Annotated in this window: 20 protein-coding genes; 9 read left to right on the top strand and 11 right to left on the bottom strand. The window is 70.7% G+C overall.

Annotated elements, in window-relative coordinates; all coding sequences use genetic code 11:
• Window positions 1–108 precede the first annotated feature (108 nt).
• Window positions 109–540, top strand: a complete 432-nt coding sequence (locus WH85_RS11075; protein ID WP_045741705.1) for an HIT family protein — start codon at window positions 109–111, stop codon at window positions 538–540.
• A gap of 206 nt (window positions 541–746) precedes the next feature.
• Here WH85_RS11075 and WH85_RS11080 read toward each other — a convergent pair whose 3' ends face one another.
• The 3 genes from WH85_RS11080 to WH85_RS11090 all read right to left on the bottom strand — a co-directional run bounded on the left by WH85_RS11080 (window position 747) and on the right by WH85_RS11090 (window position 5,552).
• Window positions 747–2,993: a TerD family protein gene (locus WH85_RS11080; RefSeq protein ID WP_045741706.1), complete on the bottom strand. Its 2,247-nt coding sequence runs from the start codon at window positions 2,991–2,993 to the stop codon at window positions 747–749.
• Between the two features lie 298 nt (window positions 2,994–3,291).
• Complete coding sequence (locus WH85_RS11085) at window positions 3,292–3,969, bottom strand: Type 1 glutamine amidotransferase-like domain-containing protein (RefSeq protein ID WP_045741707.1); 678 nt, start codon at window positions 3,967–3,969, stop codon at window positions 3,292–3,294.
• A 257-nt stretch (window positions 3,970–4,226) separates the two neighbouring features.
• On the bottom strand, window positions 4,227–5,552 hold the full coding sequence (locus WH85_RS11090) for a M20/M25/M40 family metallo-hydrolase (protein ID WP_045741708.1): 1,326 nt from the start codon (window positions 5,550–5,552) through the stop codon (window positions 4,227–4,229).
• A 74-nt stretch (window positions 5,553–5,626) separates the two neighbouring features.
• On the opposite strand from WH85_RS11090, the gene WH85_RS11095 reads away from it, so the two are divergent.
• The 4 genes from WH85_RS11095 to WH85_RS11110 all read left to right on the top strand — a co-directional run bounded on the left by WH85_RS11095 (window position 5,627) and on the right by WH85_RS11110 (window position 9,423).
• A complete protein-coding gene (locus WH85_RS11095) occupies window positions 5,627–5,839 on the top strand; it encodes a hypothetical protein (protein WP_045741709.1) in 213 nt (70 codons plus the stop codon).
• A 236-nt stretch (window positions 5,840–6,075) separates the two neighbouring features.
• Window positions 6,076–6,933, top strand: a complete 858-nt coding sequence (locus WH85_RS11100) for a WD40 repeat domain-containing protein (protein ID WP_045741710.1) — start codon at window positions 6,076–6,078, stop codon at window positions 6,931–6,933.
• A gap of 82 nt (window positions 6,934–7,015) precedes the next feature.
• The gene (locus WH85_RS11105) at window positions 7,016–8,014 is read left to right on the top strand and encodes an FO synthase (RefSeq protein WP_045741711.1); all 999 of its coding nucleotides are present in this window, start codon (window positions 7,016–7,018) and stop codon (window positions 8,012–8,014) included.
• On the top strand, window positions 8,011–9,423 hold the full coding sequence (locus WH85_RS11110; protein ID WP_045741712.1) for a flavin-containing monooxygenase: 1,413 nt from the start codon (window positions 8,011–8,013) through the stop codon (window positions 9,421–9,423). Before WH85_RS11105 ends, WH85_RS11110 begins: the two co-directional genes overlap by 4 nt.
• A 63-nt stretch (window positions 9,424–9,486) precedes the next feature.
• Here the strand turns inward: WH85_RS11110 and WH85_RS50270 are convergent, their stop codons facing one another.
• From WH85_RS50270 to fxsT, 3 genes are read right to left on the bottom strand one after another with little or no spacing between them, the layout of a single operon-like run.
• Window positions 9,487–10,179: an HAD family hydrolase gene (locus WH85_RS50270; RefSeq protein WP_045741713.1), complete on the bottom strand. Its 693-nt coding sequence runs from the start codon at window positions 10,177–10,179 to the stop codon at window positions 9,487–9,489.
• A complete protein-coding gene (gene dcd, locus WH85_RS11120) occupies window positions 10,176–10,709 on the bottom strand; it encodes a dCTP deaminase (RefSeq protein ID WP_045741714.1) in 534 nt (177 codons plus the stop codon). The genes WH85_RS50270 and dcd overlap by 4 nt, the downstream gene beginning before the upstream one ends.
• Entirely contained in the window at window positions 10,706–13,111 is a 2,406-nt protein-coding gene (gene fxsT / locus WH85_RS11125; protein WP_052720311.1) for an FxSxx-COOH system tetratricopeptide repeat protein, read from the bottom strand. Before fxsT ends, dcd begins: the two co-directional genes overlap by 4 nt.
• Window positions 13,112–13,249: 138 nt before the next feature.
• Here fxsT and WH85_RS50275 point away from each other — a divergent pair, with 138 nt between their 5' ends.
• Window positions 13,250–13,411: a hypothetical protein gene (locus tag WH85_RS50275; protein ID WP_157410929.1), complete on the top strand. Its 162-nt coding sequence runs from the start codon at window positions 13,250–13,252 to the stop codon at window positions 13,409–13,411.
• Between the two features lie 58 nt (window positions 13,412–13,469).
• On the opposite strand, the gene WH85_RS11130 is transcribed toward WH85_RS50275, so the two are convergent.
• The 4 genes from WH85_RS11130 to WH85_RS11145 form a co-directional block, all read right to left on the bottom strand.
• Entirely contained in the window at window positions 13,470–13,946 is a 477-nt protein-coding gene (locus WH85_RS11130) for an NUDIX hydrolase (protein WP_045741715.1), read from the bottom strand.
• Window positions 13,947–14,204: 258 nt separating this feature from the next.
• Window positions 14,205–14,519, bottom strand: coding sequence for a hypothetical protein (locus WH85_RS11135; protein ID WP_157410930.1), 315 nt, complete (start codon window positions 14,517–14,519; stop codon window positions 14,205–14,207).
• Window positions 14,520–14,654: 135 nt separating this feature from the next.
• Window positions 14,655–17,051, bottom strand: a complete 2,397-nt coding sequence (locus WH85_RS11140) for an MMPL family transporter (RefSeq protein ID WP_045741717.1) — start codon at window positions 17,049–17,051, stop codon at window positions 14,655–14,657.
• A gap of 23 nt (window positions 17,052–17,074) precedes the next feature.
• On the bottom strand, window positions 17,075–17,707 hold the full coding sequence (locus WH85_RS11145) for a TetR/AcrR family transcriptional regulator (protein ID WP_045741718.1): 633 nt from the start codon (window positions 17,705–17,707) through the stop codon (window positions 17,075–17,077).
• A gap of 208 nt (window positions 17,708–17,915) precedes the next feature.
• On the opposite strand from WH85_RS11145, the gene WH85_RS46885 reads away from it, so the two are divergent.
• Complete coding sequence (locus WH85_RS46885; protein ID WP_052720312.1) at window positions 17,916–19,001, top strand: calcium-binding protein; 1,086 nt, start codon at window positions 17,916–17,918, stop codon at window positions 18,999–19,001.
• Here WH85_RS46885 and WH85_RS11155 read toward each other — a convergent pair.
• Entirely contained in the window at window positions 18,985–19,845 is an 861-nt protein-coding gene (locus tag WH85_RS11155; protein ID WP_045741719.1) for a helix-turn-helix transcriptional regulator, read from the bottom strand. The two genes, WH85_RS46885 and WH85_RS11155, sit on opposite strands and share 17 nt — an antisense overlap.
• Before the next feature lie 129 nt (window positions 19,846–19,974).
• Here WH85_RS11155 and WH85_RS11160 point away from each other — a divergent pair, with 129 nt between their 5' ends.
• Window positions 19,975–20,997: a zinc-dependent alcohol dehydrogenase family protein gene (locus tag WH85_RS11160; RefSeq protein ID WP_045741720.1), complete on the top strand. Its 1,023-nt coding sequence runs from the start codon at window positions 19,975–19,977 to the stop codon at window positions 20,995–20,997.
• A gap of 130 nt (window positions 20,998–21,127) precedes the next feature.
• Window positions 21,128–22,414: a hemolysin family protein gene (locus tag WH85_RS11165; RefSeq protein WP_045741721.1), complete on the top strand. Its 1,287-nt coding sequence runs from the start codon at window positions 21,128–21,130 to the stop codon at window positions 22,412–22,414.
• Window positions 22,415–22,446: the final 32 nt, after the last annotated feature.

Here is a 22,446-nt window from a genome sequence, read left to right on the forward strand (position 1 = left end):
CCATCAGCCCGAGCCGGATCGGCGACATCGTCGCCGCAGCACTTCACCTCATCCATTTCGAATACCGATACCTGACCGCCGCTCGCTGAGATCACGTCACTGGCCGGTGTGAATTGCGTTTTCTGTGATCTCGTGGCGGGGCGGGCCCCTGCCAGATGGGTGGGCCGCGAGGAGGGAGCCGCCGCTTTCCTGACGCTCCCGGAGCGGGCTCTAGCTCCAGGACATACCTTGGTCATCCCCACCGAGCACGCCGTGGGCCTCCAAGACGTGAGTCCTCAAGCGCTGATGCGCGTGATGGCGCTCGTCCAGAAGGTTGCGCACGCCATGGCGGTGGGCTTGGGCGCAGCCGGGGTCAACGTACTCAACGCCAGCGGCCCCGGCTCCGAGCAGTCGGTGCCGCACCTGCATTTTCACGTGGTCCCCAGGTGGCCGGACGATGGCTTCACCACGTGGCCGAGGGAACGGTCCCGTCGAATCATCACTGGCGATCCAGGCGCCGCCCTGGCAGCCGTTGTAGGGATCTTGCCGTCGGCTGAGTGATTGTCTCCGCAGCTGGCGCGAGTACCGGTCAGCTGATTTCCAGGACCGGATCACTTGGCCGCTTTCACACCCTGGGAGTCCATGATGGTGGCGCCCGGGTGGGGCCACCGGCCGCCAAGCACATCGCCGAGCGTAGAACCGGCTCTACCTTGATCTCTGAGATAGCGAGACAGGCACCTACGGGGTTCCTGTTACAACGGTTGCCCTTACAGCAGCTCGGCGAGGAGCTTCTCCGGACGCAGTGCGTGGTAGGTGGCCTCGTCCGACGTGCCGACCGTGATGGTGGCCTTCGCCGGGTCGTCGACGAGGGTGGCGCCGCGGGCCCGGACGTGCCGCTGCGCCAGGTCGTCGATGCTGACCTTGGTGTTGCGGCGGCCGACGACCGCGGAGACCAGCGTGGCGATGTCGTGCCCGGTGCCCTCGACGCTGGACCGCGGATAGCCGTTGACGTACACGTCCACGTAGAGGATCTCGTCGGCCCGCAGGTCGAGCAGCATCGGCACGGCGTACCGCTTGCCGCCGGTCAGGGCGAACGCGTTCGCCACGGTGGCCGGGTCGAACACCCGGTGCTCCCGGGACGCCTCGTCGCGCAGCATCCATCCGGCCGACGCCTCGGCGAGCGCGTCGAACGTGGCCCCGGCGTAGCGGTAGATCACCGGCACCAGGTAGCGCCAGCGCTTCTGACGGCCCACCTCGGCGGCCTTGGCCAGGTCGACGTCGAGGAACTCCTCGGCGCCGTCCGGGGCGGACGTGAGGTCACCGGAGTGGACCATCGGCCCGTTGCTCAGGTTGGTCCAGGAGACCTGGTCGACGACCCGGAAGTCCGCGTCGAGCGCGATGCAGGACAGATCCAGGTCGGTGGTCACACCGTCCTCCCGCCAGTGCACGAACAGCCGTGCCACCTTCGCCTCGCCGATCGGCAGGCGGCTGCCCCGCTCGACCTGCACCAGGCCCTGCGCCGTGGACCGCAGCTGGTCCGGCAGCAGAAGACGGTCGAGGCCGGGCTCGACGAACACGGTCTCCGCGGACCAGTCGCCCTTCGCCGCGATCTGTGCGTCCGCCGCCGCGTCGACCGCGGCGAGCAGTTCGGCCTTGAAGTCCGCGGGCACGGCGAGATGCCCGGCCGGGCGGGCGATCGGCAGCGACGAGCCGTCCTTGCCGAAAACCACCCGGGGGTACGTGTGACCGTTGTCAGCGAGCTGCGCGCGGGCCGCGAGCAGCACCCGCAGCGGAATCCGCTCCCCGGCGCCGGTGATCGCGGCGATCAGCGCCGCCCGCTTCTCCGCCGTGGTGACGCGCTTGCCGACGCCGCGCTCGCCGGCAGCAGTGGCGTGCTTGCCGTCGGCCGCGGCGTGCTCGGCGGGGGAAGCGGCTGCGGTCAGGGCGGCCAGGCGGCGCAGTCCGCGACCGAGCAGGCCCGGCGCCTCGGCCGCGGCCAGGTCCACCGCCGCGATGAAGTCGTCGGCGAGCAGCCGCTCGAACCGGGACGGGAACGAGGTGTGGTCGTGACGGCTGTCCCGCAGCCGGGCGAACGTCTCGCGGACCCGGGGCGCCCGGAACTCGCCCACGTGCAGGCCCCGGTCGACGGCCAGCCACAGGCCCCGCTTGCGGAACACGTCACCCAGCCGATCACTGGCCTCCAGGGTGTTCACCACGACCCGGCGGTCGCCGCGGGACAGGCGCGGGAAACGGACCGGCTCGGTCAGGCTGATGTCGCCGCCGGTCAGCCGGGCGAACAGCCGCAGCAGGTCGTCCGGGGTGGCGCCAGTGGCCGGCAGGCTCGGCCGGTCGAGCGCCCAGAGCAGCTCGAACAGCAGGGTGCGGTTCTCCCGGAAGCGGACGTCGGCGAACTCCACACCGTCCACCCCGAGACGCTTCGCCAGCACCCCGAGATCGTTCTGCACGTCCTCGCGCAGCGACGCGGCACTGGTGAAACAGCCCCGCATCCAGGCGCGCAGGCGCGTCTCCAACTCGGTCGCGCCCACCAGCCGCACGGTCAGCCACTCGATGCGACTGTCCCGGGGCAGCATCTCCTGGGCCCGGCGGTCGGCACGGGCCCGCTCGGTGTCCTGCGGGATCGAGGAGGCCGGCCACCAGCCGATGTCACTGAAGTCCAGCGCCTCCTGCCAGGCCTTCTCGTCGGGGGTGCCGATCACGCGGACCCGGGCCACCAGGAACCGGAAGATCGCGTCGTCGAAGGCGGGCAGCTTGTCCGGGAACCCGGCGAACAGCGGCGCGAACGGCGTGGTCTGCCCGCGCCGGGCCCGGACGTGCCGGATCAGGTCGCGATGCGGCCCGGCCAGCCCGTCGGTGATCGCCCCCGGATTGGCGAACCGGACGCCCACGTGCGCGAACTCGGCGAGCAGCGGCGCGGACACGGCCGGCGTGGCGGTGCCGTCCGGTGTGACGACGAGTCCCAGCCGGTCGAATCCGATGCGCTCCAGCGCGTCCACGAGTGCCCCTCCAGGGTCTTGAGAATGACGATCGGCGCCGCGCAGCGACGCCGAAGTGAGGAGAGTGCCCGGGCGTGGATTCTTAAGAGGAAGTCGTCGAAGTATGCCCAGGCTAGGCCTCGTGCCGGAATCCTAACGGCGCGCTCACCGCCGGCGCACCCGGATTATCCGGGCCCGGATCGCGGCGACAGCGGAATGAGAATCGGCGCCGCATCGCGGCGCCGATGTGAGGAGAATGCCCAGGCGATTTCCCCAAGAAGTGTCGAAGTATGCCCAGGCTAGGCCTCTGACAGCGATCCTACTCCGCCGTCCCCGGCCGGTCGAACCCGATCCACTCTCCCTCGGAGACGACCTCGACGACCCCGTCGACGACCGTGATGGCGGTCTGCTCGTCGATCGCGTAGGAGGCGACGTCCAGCCCGGCAGCCCACCGCCGTGCGTGCTCCGGCTGGTTGGTGGGGAAGAGGTTCAGGTGCGGGAAGATCGAGAAATCGACCACGCCGAGGGTACGGTCGTCGGCCGCCCCCGCCCACTCGACGAAGTAGTCACCGATCCGGGGCGTCAGCACCATGCTCCCGGCGCTCACCCCCACCCACACCGTGTCGTCCAGTTCGGGCAGAAGGCCGGCGAGCCCGGACTCCCGCATCCAGTGCCCCAGGTAGGTGGCGTCACCGCCGTCGACCAGCAGCACGTCGGCTTCTTCGACCCACGGGACCCACCGTTGCGCGCCGATCGTCGGCAGCGCGGTGAGTTCGAGCAGCCCGAGAGAGGCCCAGCCGAGCCCGCTGTGGTTCTTCCAGCCGTCGCCGGCGGCGACGAACCCGCGAGCCGACTCCGGCCCGCACATCGGATGCCCCCACTGCGCGGTCGGGATGCACAGCGCCCGGCTCTCGCCGATCGGTTTGCCGAGCATGTCGACGAGGGCGGCCCGGATGCTCGGGTTGGTGACCCCGCCGGACGTGAGCAACAGCTTCACAACGCCTCCGCAGTCGAGCTCATGAACGCCTCATCGTAGGCCGGTCCGGGCCGCCCACGACGTGTTCGAGCGGTCGAGTGGTCCCGGCGCACCGGTTCGGCAGAAGACCACTTCCGGGGTCCCCGCGCCGCTGGACCCGGAGGGAATCGCGCTGCCGGCGGGTCCTGCCCGCGAGGTGGCGGCGTGAGCCGGTGGCCGATCGCCGGGGATACGGCGTCGCCGCCGCGGTCATCGACGACTGGCCGCCGCCCGAGTGGTCAGGAGGCGGGCTGCGGGGCGGCGGCCGGGCTGCGGTAACCGGTGGTGCCCACCGCGCGTACCCCGAACAGGACGTTGTCCTTGGAGATGTCGACCGTGACCGTGGTGACCTTGCCGACCGGCTTGGTGTGTTCCCAATCCGGTGCTGTCGTCTCGCGCCACACGATCTCGTAGCCCGCCAGTCCCGGCTCGGTGCTGGGCTGCCAGCGCAGGGTGGTCTCGTTCGTCAGCCGGGTCGTGTCGATGACCACGCCGCGTGGGGTGCCCGGCGCCTGCGACAGCGACCATATCGCCGCGGCGTTCACCCTCGCCACCCTGGTGATGTAGGCGAAGTCGCAGAATTCGACGAGGTCGCCGTACTGGACGCCGTCGACCTCGCGGACGTCCTGGTGTTCGTGGGCGAAGTTCTCGCGCGGCTCGGTGAAGCGGGCGGCCGGGTAGCCGCGCAGCAGGAACGACACGTGGTCGCTGCCGCGCAGGTAGCGGTCGCGGCGCCACACCACGCGGACGTCCATGCCGGCCGGCCCGGTCACCGACGGGACGAAACGGCCGAGTTGGCGCGACGGGCCGTCGTTCTCGCCGCCGATGCTGCGGCGTACGTTCGCCTCGGCCGGGGTCTCCGCCGTGGGCACGCCCTCGACGAACAGGCGGACGGTGCGCGGGTCGGGCCGGCTGCCGTCGCGAGGGTCGCCGGTGCCGACGATGTCGTTGCTGAACATGGCCTGGATGTCGGCGTCCGTGTCCTTGAAGCTCTGCGCCAGGTGGTCCGAGCCGTACAGGCCCTGTTCCTCGCCGGCCACCGCGGCCAGCACGATGGTGGCGTCCGGGGCTCTGCGGGACAGCACCCGGGCCAGTTCCAGCACCACCGCGACGCCGGACGCGTCGTCGTCGGCGCCCGGGGCGTCGCTGACCGCGTCCAGGACGTCCGAGGCCCGCGAGTCGTAGTGCCCGGTCACCACGTAGATCCGGGACGGTGTGACCCGGCCGGGGATGGTGGCGACCACGTTGGTGATGGTGGTGGGGACCGGGATGCGGGGCGACACCGGCTGCACGAACGACTGGAGTGCGACGGTCGTCGGGGTGTTCTCCGCGTACCCCCGGAGCTGTTGGAAGATCCAGTCCCGGGCGGCGCCGATGCCGCGGACCGGGTCGGTCTGCGAGGAGAGGGTGTGCCGGGTGCCGAAGCCGGCCAGGGTGCGGACCGTCGCCTCGATCCGGGCCGGGTCGATCTCCGCGAGGATCCCCCGCAGGCCGGGTGCCGCGGCGGCGGGGGCGGGGGACAGCGCGGCGGCTGCCGGGAGAGCCAGGACCACACGCCTCTTCATAGACGAAACTCTATGTGGTACGCGAGGGGCCTGTCGAGTGATCGACGGCGAAGGGCCTGCCTACGATGCATGTCATGATCACTGGGGCGTTCGGCCGGGCCGGCGCGCGGGCCGGGGCGGCGGTGGCCCGGCGCGACGGCGCTGACGCGGTCGCCGGACCGCCCGGCACACCGCGGCGGCCTCCGGGGTGTGCCGGCCGGGCGGCGGTGATCTCGCCGAGGTTCGGATCGGGGCGGCCGGGTCCTCTGACCAGGCGCGACGGCGCGGTGATCCCGGTCCGGACGTGACCCGCCGATCTACACAGGACGTTGACAGGTGACGGGTTCCGGTATTAAGTCACCGCTGATATCTTACGGTTGCTTTTCGAGATGCATTCCCCACTCGAAACCCGAACGATTCCATTCTTGATGCTGGAGCAACACTGTGACCGCTGTGCCCGGCTGACGCCCGCTGTTTCCTCAGGACGCTGTTACAAGCTGATACACAAGAGGGCACAGCATTGAGGAATTCCCTTTCCGCCGACATGGCATTCCGTTCCGACGCCCAGCAACTCGCCGTCGTCACCCCCAACAGAATGATGACGTTGTGGAACACCGCCGACCCGGCCGAGCCGCGCCGCCTCGGCCGGTTCCGCTATGGCCGTGGCATCTACGCCGCGGCCTGGAACCCGGTCGCGGTGAGCCTGCTCGCCACCGCGTCGGTCGACGGCATGACCACGGTCTGGCGGTTCCTCGACGACCGCCAGCCGGAGCAACTGGCCGCCTGGCAGTCACCGGTGACCGCCCAGCACATCGGCTGGTCGCCGGCCGGCCAGTGGGTGTTCAGCGTGGCGCCGTCCGGGGTGGCCAGCGTGTGGGACATGCGCAGCTCGTACAACGTGGGCCAGGCCGACCTGACCGGCGGCCGGCAGGTGGTCGCGGTCTACGGGGTGGACGACACCATCGTGGTGATCGCCGAGGACGGCTGGGCCCGCTGGTGGAGCCCTCGGACCCGGACCGGCGAATGGGTACGCCTCACCGGCGCCCCCGTCCGGGCCTGCGCCCACGCCGGGGGTCTGCTCGTGGTCACCGGCGTGGACGGCACGCTCGCCTGCTTCGACGCGCGCCTCGACCCGGCCGGGGAACTGCGGGTCGACCACACCCAGACGTACGCGGTGGCCTGCACCGGTGACGGTCGTCTCGTCATCGCGTTCGGCTCCGGGAACGTGGTGGCGATCGGATCCGACGGCGACATCCTGTGGCAGCTCGACGCCGGGCCGCTGACCATGGTGGGAGTCGCCATCGCCGGGGATCTGGTGGCGATCGGGAGCGGCACCGCCCGGCCGTACCTGGTGTCGCTCGCCACGGGCGCGGCCCTCGGCGGCACCGGGTCCGGGCTGTGATGATCATCGGGGCGGGAATACCGCGGGGAGGCGCAACAGCTCACCTGAGGGTCCGCCCCGTACCGACAAGGAGCCCGCACTGATGGAGTACGCGGAAGCAGCGCTGTCCGACGCCGAGGCCGTACGCCTGCTCGGCGCCGACGGCGACGAGCTGGAGGACCTCTGCGCCCGGGCCGACGCGCTGCGCCGTGAACTGGCCGGCGACGACCTCACCTTCGTGGTCAACCGCAACCTCGACACCGCGAAGGTGGGCGCCGGCACCGACGAGTCCCGCGCCCGCCTCGCCGCGCTCGCCCGGGAGGCCGTCGCCCTCGGCGCCACCGAGATCTGCGTGCAGGGCCCGCTGCCGGCCGGCGCCCCCGACGACGGCTACCTCGACCTGATCCGGACCCTGCACACCGCCGCCCCGAGCCTGCACCTGCACGCCTTCCGCGCCCCCGAGTTCGCCGACGCCGCCGCACGCCAGGGCGTCACCGTCGCCGCGTTCCTGCGCCAGGCCCGCGACGCCGGCCTGGGTTCGGTGCCCGGCACCGCCGCGAAGATCCTCGACGACGACGTGCGGGCCCGGCTCAACGGCGGCCCGGACATGCCCGTCACCCGCTGGGTCGAGCTGATCACCACCGCGCACGAGGCCGGCCTCACCTCCACGGCGACCATGCTCTACGGCCACGTCGAGACACCCGCCCAGCAGGTCGCCCACCTGCGGCTGCTCGCCGGGATCGCCGCGACGACCGGCGGTTTCACCGAGTTCATCGCGATGCCCGCCCCGGGCTTCCCCCACCCTGATCTGGTACGCGAGACGCGCGCGCTGACCGCCGTCGCCCGGATCCTGCTGGCCGGACGGATCGCCAACATCCAGGCCCCGTGGCCGAAACTCGGTACCGGTCTCGCCGTGCGGCTGCTGCGCGGCGGTGCGAACGACCTCGGCGGCCTGCTCCTCGACGGTGACCTCGACCCGTCCGCCGGCCAGGAACAGGGCATCACCCTGACCCGTGACGAGGTGACCCGGATCGCGGCCGGGCTCGGCCGCCCGGTCCGCCAGCGCACCACCCGGTACGGACGGGTGGAAGCCGCCGCATGACCGACGTGGACGTCGTGGTGGTCGGTGCGGGACTCGCCGGGATCGGCGCGGCGATCGCGCTGGCCGGCCGCGGCGAATCGTTCGTCGTGCTGGAACGGGCCACGGAGGTCGGCGGCACCTGGCGGGACAACACCTACCCCGGGGTGGCCTGCGACGTGCCGTCCCACCTGTACGCCTTCGCCCACTCACCGAACCCGGCCTGGTCCCGCCGGTTCGCCCCGGGCCACGAGATCCAGTCCTATCTGCGTGCTCTGGCCGCCCGCCCGGGCGTCGCCCCGCACCTGCGACTGGACCACGAGGTGCTGTCCGCGGAGTACGACGGTCTCTGGACGGTCACCACCAACCGGGGCGTGTTCCGCAGCCGGGTGCTGGTGCTGGCCGCCGGCCGGCTGACCGAACCGCGAATCCCGGACGTGCCGGGACTCGCCGGCTTCGACGGCCCGGTGTTCCACTCCGCGCGCTGGGACCACGGCGCCGACCTGGCCGGCAGACGGGTCGGTGTTGTCGGCACCGGCGCCTCCGCCATCCAGATCATCCCGGAACTGGCCGGTCACGCGTCGCGGCTGACGGTGTTCGCGCGCAGCGCCCCCTACGTGGTGCCGCGCAACGACCACGCCCTGGACTCGACCGCCGACCCGGCCGCGATCACCCGCATCCGCGAGGAGATCTTCACCGACATGGAACGGGGCATCGCCGCCCGCCGCCGCGAACAGACGGCACTTGATGCGTTGCGTACCCTCGCCCTGGACCATCTGGAATCCCAGGTCCCCGACCCGGAACTGCGCAAACGGCTGATCCCGGATTACGAGGTCGGCTGCAAGCGGGTCCTGCTGTCGGACACGTTCTACCCCGCCCTGGGCCGGCCGGACGTCGACCTGACCGGTGCCCTGGACCGTCTCGAGGGCCGGGTCGCGGTGTCCGCCGACGGCAGCCGCACCGCACTCGACGCCCTGGTGCTGGCCACCGGCTTCCACTCCACGCAGCAGCCGTACGCGCACCGCGTCACCGGCCGCGACGGCCTGCGCCTGTCCCAGGCGTGGGAACAGGGCATGGTGTCACACGCGTCGACGGTCGTGCACGGGTTCCCGAACATGTTCGTGCTGGACGGCCCGAACGCGAGCCTGGGCCACAACTCGGCGGTCCACGTGATCGAGAGTCAGCTGTCGTACCTGACCGGCGCCCTGGACCACCTGGCCGGTCACGACGGCCCGCTGGAGGTCACGGCGCGGGCGCAGGACGCCTACACCCGGTCGATCGACGCGATGGCGGCCGGCACGGTGTGGCTGCGCGGCGGCTGCACCAGCTGGTACGTGGACTCCCGCAGCGGACGCCTCACCCTGCTGTGGCCGGGCACCGCGTCGGCGTTCCGCGCCCGCAACGGCCGGTTCGACCCCGAGCCGTTCCGCTGATGAGATGCCCCGTCCCCATCGCCCCCGCGGACGGGAGCGACATCGGTCCGTGAGTCCACCCGGTCAGGCGTAACTCTTGACGATCGTCACCGTCTCCTTCCAGTCCGCGACGTAGAAGTGGTGCTCCGGGCAGGAGACGATGCCGCGTTTGCGGACCTCGGTGTGGGTCAGCGGGCCGAGGAACACGATGCCCACGATCGGGGTCGCCGCGTGCGCGTTTCGTTCGCAGAGGCGCCGGCCCAGGGCGAGGTTGTCGTCGATGACGATCACCTGTCCCGGGCCGGTGGTGAGGAGACGCTCCAACTCGCCGGTCTTCCAGTCGACGGTGCGCGCGCGATCCACACTCTCCGGCCGGGCGACGACCGGTGCCACGGGGAACCCGAGCCGTCGCAGGTCCGCGGCGGTCGCCGCCGCGACCGGGGCCGGGCGGGTGGTCAGGTAGCAGCCGACCCGCACACCGGGCAGATCGCCGAGACTCGTCAGCGCCTCCACGGCGCCGTCGATGGGGTCGAGCCCGGAGTTGAACTCGGGGTCCGCCCGGAGAGTGTCCGCGAACACCGAGAACGCGGGGTAGTCCGGATGCGCCGCCAGATAGTTGTCCCATCCGCCGGCCGGCTCCACCTGCGACGACGCGATGTCCCAGCCGAACCGGCGGTTCACCCGCTCGGCCCATCGCGGCAACGGGTTCAGCAGTGTCTCGTCGATGTCGACGACCAGGTTGACCCCCGCGGGGGTCGCGTCGCGGTGGCCGCTCATGGATGGCCCTCCCTCAGGTAGGCGGTCGGTTTGATCTGTCCGAAGTACTTGCCGTGATACGGCCGTTCACAGGGCGCCGACAGACGGTGGACGAAGATCTGGCAGAACCGGATTCCCGGCCGGATGACCACCGGCCGGGAATTCAGATTGGTGACCTCCAGCGTGATGGTGTGATCGGAACCGGGGTCGACATGACCATCACCGTTGTGCACCTGGATCCCGGCCCGTGCGATGTCCCCTTTTGTTTCGAGGAATCCCTGATAGCCGTTCGGCATCCTGATGCGTTCGAGTGTTCGGGCCAGGACGAAAGCCCCTGGGGCCAGGCGGAATCCGGCGTCCGCGTCGATCTCGAATTCCTCGGTCTCCGGGTCGGACCGGCCCAATTCGATGACCTCGCAGCGGTACGTCACGAGAGTGGGCCCGAGCCGCAGGTCGATGCTGGTGGGGCCGATGGCGTCATCGTCGAACGGGTCAATCGACAACTCTCCAGACTTCACCAGGTCACGCAGTTGCCAATCCGGAAGAATCATGAATCCGGCTCGCCGATGATTGCGGATTCGTCGAGATTCCGTGCCGAGCTTAAAGTATCCGGATGATCGGATCCAAGGACCCGCTGCCGCCGCGAAAGAGTGTCCTCGTCCATCTTCCGGGCTTCGCCGGTCAACCCCAGCAGACGCAGATCAGCGGCGAGACTGTGCGCCGATTCCAGCGTGTCGGGGTGCTCCTCACCGAGGACCCGGCGGCGTCGTTCCAGGGTGTCCTCGTCCCTGAGTCGCGCCTCACCCACAAGGCCGAGAAACCGGAGATCGTGGGCAAGGTTATGGGCGGAGAGAAAAGTGTACGGATGGTCCTCGCCGAGGATCCGTCTCCGCAGGGACAGGATCTCCTCGTCCATCCGGCGCGCCTCGTCCACCCGGCCCAGGAGCCGTAACCCCTCGGCGAGGTTGTTGGCGGAACTGAGCGTGTCCGGGTGCTCCTCGCCGAGGACCCGGCGGCGCCGGGCCAGGGTGTCCTCGTCCATCTGCCGGGCCTCCTCGACCAGACCGAGACGGCGCAGGTCGATGGCGAGGCTGTGTGCCGAGGCGAGGGTGGTCGGGTGGTCGTCACCGAGCCGGTTCCGGCGCCGCTTCAGCGTGTCCTCGTCGACCTCCCGGGCCTTGACGTAGGCGCCCAGTACCCGGTGGATGACCCCGAGGTTGGTCGCGGCCACCAGGACGTACTCGTCGTCCCGGGAGTACCGGCCCGACCAGGCGGCGTACAGCTGCTCCACGATGGCCAGCGCAGTTCGCGCGTCGCCGCGGGCATGCAGATGCCACACCGCCTCGCACGCCAGTAACCTGATGGCGTCACTCGTCGTGGTGTCGGGTCCGATGGCCAGGATGTGCGCCATCAGCTGACTCCACCGCGGCCAATTCGACGGCACGCGGGGATTGCCCGGATTGCCGAGGGCGAGCACCCCCTCCGCCGCGGCCCGCCCGGCGGCCCGGCCGGCCTCGCCCAGGTCGTCGCGGATCACCGCCTGGGTGAGACGGTGCATGACCACCGAGTCCCCGCCGATCTGCAGCAGCCCGAGACCGGCCGCACGGGCGAGGCATTCCCGTAGCGCCAGCGGGTCGCCCGCGACCTGGCCGAGCTGTTCGCTGACCACCTCGGCCCCCGCAGCCAGCAGCCACAGGGGTAGCGGTTCCGGGCCCATCATGGCGAGCAGGGAGACCAACGGCCCGCCGGCCGGATCGGCCTCGGCCAGATGCGCGACCGACACGTGCACGGTTGCGGCGAGTGAGCCCGGATAGCCGACCGGTGCGCGAGTGGCCAGGATCCGGGACGCCGCCGACCCGAGCATGGCGAGATACTCGGTCGCGGGCATGCCGGTGCCGCTCATCACCCCGACCGCCTGGGCCAGCGCCAGCGGCAGATCGCCCAGCGCGTCCGCCAGCCGGTCCGCGTCGCCGGCGCCCAGACCGGGCACGTGGTCCTGCAGCAGGGCCGTCGATTCGGCGCGGTCGAAGACGTTCACCGGCAGCGGCACGGCGACACCGACCCATTCCGGACTGCGCGAGGTGATCACCAGGTCGCCCGGTCCCTGCGGGAGCCAGTCCAGCACGTCGGCCACGAAGGGGACGTTGTCGAAGACCATCAGCCATCGGGCCCGGCTGCGGAGCAGTCCGCGTGCTGCCTGGACCGCGGCCGGTGTGGGCGCGCCCGCGTCGGCGACTCCCGCGGCGACCGCGAACGCGGCAAGTTGTTCGCCGATCAGGTCGGGACGCTCGGCGTTGATCCACCACACCAGGTCGTAGTCGTCGGCGAAGCGATGGGCGTACTCGGTCGCCAGCAGCGTCTTGCCGACGCCGCCCCAGCCGTGCAGGGCGTGCACGGCGGTGCGGTGACCGCTGCGCAGTGACCTCCGCAGCCGGATCAGGAGATCGTCGCGGCCAGTGAAGGTCACGGACCGTGCAGGTACGTTCCACACCGCCGGCAGCACACCGGGGACGCGGACGGCCCGGTCGTCTCCCGGGAACGGCACCCTGGCCGGGGTGCCGCCGGCCTGGGCGACGGCATCCACCAGCACCCGGGCGGCCCGGTCGTCGTCGAGACCGAACAGGTCGTGCCGGATCAGCGGCCGCCAGAACGGGGGCGGTACGACGTCCTCGATCCGGAGCGGGACGATGCGTTTCTTGGCGGCGGAGGCGGCCCGGAGCTCGCGGATGGCGTACCCGTCCGGTTCGAAGTAGGCCGCCGACCAGAGGGAGAGGATCACGTCGGCCCGTTCCAGGGCGCCCTCGATGCGGGCCAGGAAGTCGTCGCCCGCGGGCCAGTCGCGACTGTCCAGTTCGACCCGGTAGCCCGCCTTGTCGAGCAGCCAGGTCGCCCATTCCGCCCAGGAGCGGTCGCGTCCGGCGTGACTGACAAAGATCGTGACCCTGGATTCCATCACACCGACAGTGTGCGGCCGGAGCAGCGGACGTGCCTAGCGCTGATCGATCTGCATCAGTGAGTGCACGGTGTGGTCATGAGTGGTGGTGATTCGGACCGGCCACTGCCATCGAGCTGTGGGCGGTCGGTCCGGGCTGTGAAGGCGGCTGCGGGTGGTGTAGCGCATCTACGCGGTCGCCGGCGAGACGGCGAGCTTCTCCTGGCTGTCGAGGGTTACTACTCCGACCGCGCGGAGGAGATCGCGGTCCGGCTCGCTGCGGAGCTGGGCGCGCGGGTTCAGGGCGACGACGAGGACTGATCGTGCTTGACCGTGCTTGATCTGGCTTTGATAGTGCGCCGGTGGCTTCGACCGTGCGTCAGTGGCGGAGCAGGCCGGTCACCGGGATCGGGTCGACGTGACCGGTGGCCGGCTTCTCGCGCGCCAGAGCCAGGCCGATGTCGACGAGCGACGACCGGGCGAGCCGTTCGACGGCGTCGAGCGGCGTCCACACCGACTCGGAGGTCTCCCCGTTGGGTTCGGGCCGCAGCTCACCCCCGACGATCCGAACCTGGTAGAACACGCCGACGCTGTGCAGATCGGGTCCGCCGTAAAGGCGTTCGGCGGACCGCACGACGCGAGCGTCCACACCGAGGAGACGCTCGACGACACCGGTGCAGCCGGTCTCCTCGGCGACCTCCCTGATGACCGCGTCGACGGGATCCTCACCGTGCTCGACGCCGCCACCCGGCAGCGTCCAGTGCGTGTCCCCTTTCGGCGACACGTAATGCGCGAGCAGCACACGATCGCGATCAAGACAGATGCCGTACGCGGCAAGCCGGAACTCCGTCGTCACCCCGGTGAGAATGGTCCAGAACGCGGACTCTCGTCAACGCGGGCTCGCCGCTCGCCGCAATCGGCCCGCCTGATCGCGAGGGCCGCAGCACAAAGTCCCTGTTCGGCGTGTGGGTGGACCGTGGACGACGGCCGGTGGCTCCGGGCGGTGCCCGGCTCGGCCGTCGTCTGCGGTTCCTGCCCTCGTCGACTGCGGCGAACTCGGGTCACGCCGACAGCGGCCGATGACGAATGACCGGGTAAGCGTCGGAGATGCGGCCTATCTGGGCGACCACTGCTGGAAGACTTTCCGGACCTCCCGGGGCCAATCCCGGTCGCCCTTACGCCAGCCGGTGCCCGGCTCGCCGGTTTCCTGATTCACCACCAGGGCTGCGAGGGACCCCTTCTCGCCGCGGGCCTCGCAATCGCCGGATACGTCGTCCAGTATGAGCCCGAGCTGATTACGCAGGTCGACGCCCCGCATTCCGAGGGCCATCCCGAGTTCGCCGTAGGTGACGAGTGTTCTGCGGGTTGCGGCGATGATCAAGGCTGCCCGGGCTTGGTGCACCCACCGGGTTCGCTCCTCTGATGGCATCCCATGACCATGGATCCGTGGTCGCTGGATCCGCATCGCCGAAAAGGCTCACGACTCCCGCCGGACCGGCTGCGAAGACGAACGCGACAGCCCCGGCGCCGGGGGAACGGGGCCGGGGCTGTCGTGCGGTGCGGGTCAGCTGGTCGTGGTCACCAAGGGAGCGTCGTCCTCCTCGGGCGACGGGGTCTGCGGGGCCACCGGGTGGCTGCGTTCCAGGGCGGCGCCCTCCACGTCCACGTTGGGCAGGATGCGGTCGAGCCAGGCGGGCAGCCACCACGCCGAGCGGCCCAGCAGGTGCATCACCGCCGGGATCAGCAGCATCCGGACCAGGAACGCGTCGGTGAGCACGCCGAACGCCAGGCCGAAGCCCAGCGAGCGGATCATCGCCGAGTTGGAGAAGACGAAGCCGCCGAAGACCGCGATCATGATGATCGCCGCGGCGGTGACGACCGTGCGGCCGGCGTGCAGGCCCTGGCGGACGGCGAGGCGGGCCGGGGCACCGTGGGCGTACGCCTCACGCATGCCGGAGACCAGGAACAGCTGGTAGTCCATCGCCAGGCCGAACAGGATGCCGATCAGGATGGTCGGCAGGAAGCTCAGGATCGGGCCCGGATCGTGCACGCCGAAGATCGCGCCGAGCCAGCCCCACTGGAAGATAGCGGTGATGCCGCCGAAGGTGGCGAACAGCGACAGCACGAAGCCGAGTGTCGCGGTCAGCGGGACCAGGATCGAGCGGAACACGAAGATCAGGATGATCAGGGACAGGCCGAGGACGACGGCCAGGTAGGTGGGCAGCGCGTCGGCGAGCTGTTCCGAGATGTCGATGTTGCCGCTGGCGCTGCCGGCCACGCCCAGTGTCACGTCGCCGTCCAGCGGGGACAGGTCGCGCAGGTCGCGGACCAGCTGCTCGGTGGATTCGCTGGTCGGCCCCTCGGCCGGGATGACCTGGAAGGCGATCAGCGTCTTGTCGGTGGAGACGCCGACCGGGGCGACCGCGACGACGTCCGCCTGTTCCTGAAGAATGGTGCCGATCTTGACTTGTTCTGAAATGTCGGCATCAGGTGTCGGCAGCGACGCCACCACGAGCAACGGCCCGTTGACACCGGCACCGAACTTGTCCTCGATCAGCTGGTAAGCCTGGTACTGGGTGGAGTCCTGCGCCTCCGACGACCCGTCCGGCAGGTTCAGCCGCAGGTCCAGGGCGGGCAGCGCGATGACGATCAGCGCGGCCAGCCCGGCGACCACGGTGATCACCGCACGGCCGGTGCTCATCGGTTGAGTGGGTACGGTGCCGTGCTGCTGACCGATGGTGGCCCGGGCCTTGCGGCTGAGGACACGCAGGCCCAGCAGGGACAGCAGCGCCGGGGTCAGCGTGACCGCGATGATCACCGAGACGGCGACACAGATCGCGCCGACCGTGCCCATCATGCCCAGGAAGCCGATGCCGGTCAGGTTCAGGGCGAGCAGGGCGACCAGGACGGTCGCGCCGGCGAACACCACCGCGTTGCCGGAGGTGCCGTTGGCCAGGCCGATCGACTCGTGCAGCGGCATGCCGGCCAGCAGCTGGCGACGGTGCCGGTTGAGGATGAACAGGCAGTAGTCGATGCCGACCGCCAGGCCCAGCATCACGCCGAGCACCGGGGTGATCGAGAGCATGTCGACGACGCCGGACAGGGCGAGCGCCGCGGTGACGCCGACGCCGACCCCGGTCAGGGCGCTGACCAGCGGCAGCGCTGCGGCGATCAGGCTGCCGAGCATGACCAGCAGGGTGATCGCGGCGATCAGCAGGCCGATGACCTCACCGACGCCGAGGACCTCCGGCACGTTCTGGGTGATCTCGTTGGAGAAGTCGGCCTCGACGCCGGCCGGGACACCGTCGGTGACGTGGTCGACGACGCCCTGCTTGGTCTCCGGGGTGACGTCCAGCTGAGCCTTGTCGAAGATGACCGCGCCGACGGCGGCGCTGCCGTCCTCGGCGACGGTGCGGATCCCGGACGCCATGGTGAGCAGCTGCTCGGAGAGCTCCAGCTGCCGGCCCTGCGCGTCCAGTTCGGCCTTCTGCTGCTCGATCGCGGCCTTCTGCGCGGCGGGCAGGCCGGGCTGGGCGAGCGCGGCATCGATCTGCGCGAGACCGCCGGTCACCTGCTCTTTGCCGGCGGTCAGCTGGGCGGTCTGCTCCGCGATCTGTGCCGCGGTGGCGAACGGGTCGGTGGTGGAGGACACCCCGTCCAGGTCGGCGGTGCCGGTGAGCAGCGCGCCGACGGCGGTCCGCTGCTCGTCGGTGAACGCGGAGCCGTCGGTGGTGTGGAAGACGATGGTGCCGGTGCCACCGCTGGCGCTCGGGAACTTCTCCGCGAGCTGTTCGGTGACCTGGGCGGTCTTCGTGCCGGGGATGGTCACCTGCGACGACAGGGTGCCCCCGGCCACGAAGTACGCGGTGACGGAGGCGCCCAGCACGACCAGCCAGGTGATCAGCACCGTCCAGGCGCGCCGGGCGCCGAAGCGTCCGAGGCGATACAGCAGTTCAGCCACAGTGTTCCGTTCTCGTGGGGTGGTCAGTAGCCAGTGCGGATGCTGGTGATGAGGTGGTCGAGCAACCGGTCCCATGCGGCGCGGGTGCCGTCGTCGAGGACGGCACCGGTCGCCGCGATCCAGTGGTGGGCGATCACCTCGGTCCCGTGCATGAGCGAGCTGACCAGCAGCTCCGCCTCGAGCGGGTCGAGGTTCGCGTTGCGGACGGCCAGTTCCCGGGCGAACTCGTCGGTCGCGCGGGAGAAGGTCGCCTGGAAGATCTGCTGCGGGCGGGTGTCGGTCGTGCTGAAACCGCCCAGCGCCTGCCAGAGGAAGGCGATGATGCCGGGGACGTCGGCGGCGCGCAGGGCGGCGGTGATCGTGGCGAACATGGTCGCCCGGCTGCCCGGACCGACCGGTCCGGCGGTGACCTGCGCCCGGAAGGTGTCGATCACCACGGCGAGTTCCTCGGTGCAGACGCTCGTCACGACGTCGTCGACCGACACGAAGTGGTTGAAGATCGTGCGCCGGGCGACGTCGGCACGCTCGGCGAGCTGGTCGACCCCGAACCGGGTGCCGTCCTCGGCGATCAGTTCCTTGGCGGCGTCGAGGATGGCGCGCCGGTGCCGGGCCTTGAGCGCCGCCCGGCGGTCCAGCGACGCGGGTTCACTCTTCACACGATTACACTAAGTGCATCGTTGCACTTCGTGCAAATACATGCCTCGCTGTGTACGAGTACGCAGCACAACGTGACCAGGACATCCTTCCGACGAGCCACGAGCATGCTCAGCTCGTACCCCTGGAAAAGGAAACGGCCGGGAGGTGCACTGTGAACAGTGCGTGGCGGGGCGGCGGGGCAGCGCCGGTGATTTCTAGGCTCCGCGCATGCGACCACACCTCAGGCCCGCTCTGGCGGCGGGCATCCTCGGCGTCCTCTCGGCCGGACTGGTGACCACACCGGCTCAAGCGGCGGCACCGAACCGGGTCTACACCGAGATCAACGGTGACGGCACGAACAGCTGGTATCTGATGTTTCAGGCCGGGGCCGGCAACCGCAACACGCCCGTCTTCACCCGCTCCGGCAACACCATCACCATCGACGACCGGGTGCCGTTGCAGGCCGGCGCCGGCTGCACCGCGGTCACCGGCGACCGCACCAAAGTCCGCTGCACCCGGGCCCTCTGGTACGACGTCATCGCCAACCTCGGCGACGGCGACGACACCCTCACCAACAGGACCACCCTGCGGTTCTGGGGCAGCGGCGAAGCCGGCAACGACGTCCTGCACGGCAGCGCCGGCTTTGACCTCTTCCACGGCAACGACGGCAACGACACCCTGTACGGCAACGGCGGCGACGACCAGCTCGACGGCGGCGCCGGTGTGGACAAGCTGTGGGGTGGCACCGGCGCGGACGGCCTCGTCGGCGGCCCCGGCAACGACGTCATGCACGGGCAGAGCGGCAACGACCACCTGATCGGCCAGGCCGGCGCGGACCTGCTCTACGGCGAGGACGGCAACGACAACCTCGAGGGCGGTAGCGGCAACGACAAGCAGTACGGCGGCGACGGCGCCGACCTGCTGCGCTCCCGGCCCTACGGCGGTGCCGACGCCGACTACTTCTCCGGCGGCACCGGCACCGACGTCGTCTCCTACGAGGAGAAGACCACCGCGGTCACCGCCGACGCCGACGGGGTCAAGGGCGACGACGGCGTCAAGGGCGAGAAGGACACCATCGCCACCGACGTCAACGTGATCGTCGGCGGATCGGGCGACGACCGGCTCTCCGGCGTGTACGGGCGCGCGGTGCGCCTGGTCGGCGGCCCCGGTAACGACACCCTGCGGATCACCGGCAGCACCGCCGGACGGTCCGGGCGCAACATCCTCGACGGCGGCGCGAACCGGACCGCCGCCGGCGACCTGTGCACCACCGTCGCGCCGCGGACCGACGAACGCATCAACTGCGAACGGTAGGCGTGGCCGCCCACGAGGCGAGCAGCCCCAGCGCGTCGGCGGTCGGTGAACCCGGTTCGGCGGTGTAGACGGTCATCCGCAGGCCCTCCTCGGCGACCAGGGCCATCGTCTCGTACGCCAACGACAGATCACCCACCACGTGATGGTGGAACTGCTTGATCCCGGCGCCGTGGATCCGCACGTCGTGCGACCCCCACCGTCGCCGGAACTCGTCGCTGCGGGTGGACAACTCACCGACCAGGTCGTGCAGGCCCTTGTCGTGCGGGTCCACCCCGGCGGCGGTCCGCAGGTTCGCCACCGTCATCTCGGCGAACCGCTCCCAGTCCGGGTAGAACCGGCGGGCCGCCGCGTCCAGGAACGTGAACCGCGCGAAGTTCGGCGTGTGTACCGGGTCCGCGAACAGGTCGCTGTGCATGGCCCGGCCGAGCAGGTTCGCGGCCAGCAGATCCGACCGGTTGTTGACCACGATCGCCGGGGCGGTGATCGCGTCGAGCGACCACTGCAGGCCCGGCCGGACCGTCCACTGCCGGGCCCGGCGGCTCGGGCGCAGCAGCGCACCACTGCCGTTCGCCTCCTGCGCGAGACGCATCAGGTGGGCGCGTTCCGCGTCGTCCAGGCGCAACGCCCGGGCGATCGCCTCGAGCACCCCGGCGGACACCCCGGCCAGGGCGCCCCGCTCGAGCTTCGCGTAGTACTCGACGCTCATCCCGGCCAGCGCCGCCACCTCGCCCCGGCGCAGCCCCGGAACCCGGCGCGTCCCGCCGGACGGGATGCCCGCCTCGGCCGGCGTGACCTTGGCGCGGCGCGAGGTGAGGAAGTCGTGCACTTCGGCTCGGTTGTTCACTCCCTCGACGCTACGACAGGTTCCGGGAGACAAGGGTGCACTGCCGGTACACCCCTCGGCAGGGACTCCCTGCGGCACGCCCACCGGGGTTCTCTGGGATGCGGAAACCGTTCAGCAAGGAGAACCCTCATGCGTGGTGCAGTCCTGCACGCCCCCGGCGACGTCCGCGTCGAGAACCGCGACGACCCGCGGATCGAACTGCCGACCGACGCCGTCATCCGCCTCTCCGCCACCTGCGTCTGCGGGTCGGACCTGTGGCCGTACCGGGGGATCCAGACCGTGGACGGCCCGGCCCCGATGGGCCACGAATACGTGGGCATCGTCGAGGAGACCGGCCGGGACGTCACCGGCGTGCGGCCCGGCCAGTTCGTCGTCGGCTCGTTCTTCGCCTCCGACAACACCTGCGAGATCTGCCGGTCCGGGTACCAGAGCGGCTGCGTGCACCGGGTGCCGGTCGGCGAACTCGGCGCGCAGGCCGAATACCTGCGGGTGCCGCTGGCCGACGGCACCCTGGTCGCCACCCCCGAGGTGCCGTCCGCCGACCTGATCCCCGGCTACCTGGCCGCCTCCGACGTGCTCGGCACCGGCTGGTTCGCCGCGGTCGCCGCCCAGGTCGGACCGGGCAAGACCGTCGCGGTGGTCGGGGACGGCGCGGTCGGCCTGCTCGGTGTCCTCGCCGCGAAGCAGCTCGGCGCCGAACGCATCATCGCGATGAGCCGGCACACCGACCGCCAGAAACTGGCCCTCGAGTTCGGCGCCACCGACGTCGTCACCGAGCGCGGCGACGACGGCGTCACCCGGATCAAGGATCTGACCGGCGGGTACGGTGCGCACTGCGTCATCGAGGCCGTCGGCACCCAGGAGTCGATGATGCAGGCGGTACGGTCCACCCGGCGCGGCGGTCACGTCGGTTACGTCGGTGTCGCCCACGACGTCACCCTCCCCGGCATGGAGATGTTCTTCTCCCAGGTGCACCTGCACGGCGGTCCCGCCCCGGTCCGCCGTTTCCTGCCCGAACTGATGGCCCTGATCGCGGACCGGACCATCGACCCGGGCAAGGTGTTCGACCTGCGGCTCCCCCTCGAGGAGGCCGCCGAGGGCTACCGCGCGATGGACGAACGCCGCGCGATCAAGACCCTGCTGACCGTCTGAGTCCACTGGGAAGCTCCTGGCAGTTGCGTCAGGAGCTTCCCAGTATCCGGTCAGGACACCGCCAGAATCCGGCCAGGAGACGCGTTTTCCCAGCTCAGAGCCGTCCGGGCAGTCGGTTACTGTTCGGCCCGTGGGTGGTTTCGGATGGCAGATTGTCCTGGTAGTGGTCCTGGTACTCCTGAACGCGGTGTTCGCGGGCAGTGAGATGGCCCTGGTGTCGTTGCGGGAGAGCCAGCTCCAACGACTCGAACGCGAGACCCGTACCGGCCGCACCCTGGCGAAACTCGCCCGCGACCCGAACCGGTTCCTGGCGACCATCCAGATCGGCATCACCCTGGCCGGGTTCCTGGCCTCCGCGTCCGCCGCGGTCTCCCTCGCCCAGCCACTGGTGGAACCGCTGCGTGGGGTCCTCGGCACCGCCGCCGACGCGGTCGCGATCCTCATCGTCACGGTCATCCTGACGTTCTTCACCCTGATCGTCGGTGAGCTCGCCCCCAAACGCATCGCCATGCAGCGCGCCGAGAGCTGGGCGCTGCTCGTGGCCCGGCCTCTCGACATGCTGGCCACCGTCTCCCGGCCGGTGATCTGGCTCCTCGGGAAGACCACCGACCTGGTCGTCCGGCTCACCGGCAACGACCCGCGGGCCGCCCGCGAGGAGGTCAGCACCGAGGAGATCCGCGACATGGTCGCCCAGCAGCAGGAATTCTCCGCCGAACAGCGCACCATCATCTCCGGAGCCTTCGAGATCGCCGACCGGATCCTGCGGGAGATCCTGGTGCCCCGCCGCGACGTGGTGGTCCTGCCCGCCGGCCTGACGGTGCCGGAAGCCCTGGAACGCCTGGTCGCCGGCGGTCACTCCCGGGCGCCGGTGGTCGGACCGGCCGGTCTGGACGACGTCCTCGGCGTGGTCCACCTGCGCGACCTGATCGGCGCGACCGGCACGGTCCGCGACCACATGTTCACCGCCCTGTTCCTCCCGGAGAGCCTCAAGGTGTCCGACGCGATGCGGCAGATGCGGACCGCCCGCCAGCAGTTCGCCCTGGTCGTCGACGAACGCGGCGCCATCGACGGCATCGTGACGATGGAGGACCTGGTCGAGGAGGTCGTCGGCGAGATCTACGACGAGACCGACCGCGACGTCCCGTCCGTGCAGCACGAAGAGGACGGTGCGCTGCTGCTCCCCGGCACGTTCCCCATCCACGATCTGCCCGACCTGGGCGTGGACGTGACCACGCTGGAGGACGGCGACTACACGACGGTCGCCGGTCTGGTGCTGGCCCGTCTCGGTCACATCCCGACCGGCCCCGGCGAGGTGGTCGACGTCGACGGGCACACCGCGGAGGTCACCCAGGTCACCGGGCGGGCCATCACCCAGTTGCGCTTCCGTAAGGCGGCCGCCGCCCCCTCCGTTTCCTGACCCGCGGGTGGCCGCCGTCGGAGGGGGCGGCG

The sequence above is a fragment of the Actinoplanes rectilineatus genome (assembly GCF_000962825.1).
Classification (GTDB): Bacteria; Actinomycetota; Actinomycetes; order Mycobacteriales; family Micromonosporaceae; genus Actinoplanes; species Actinoplanes rectilineatus.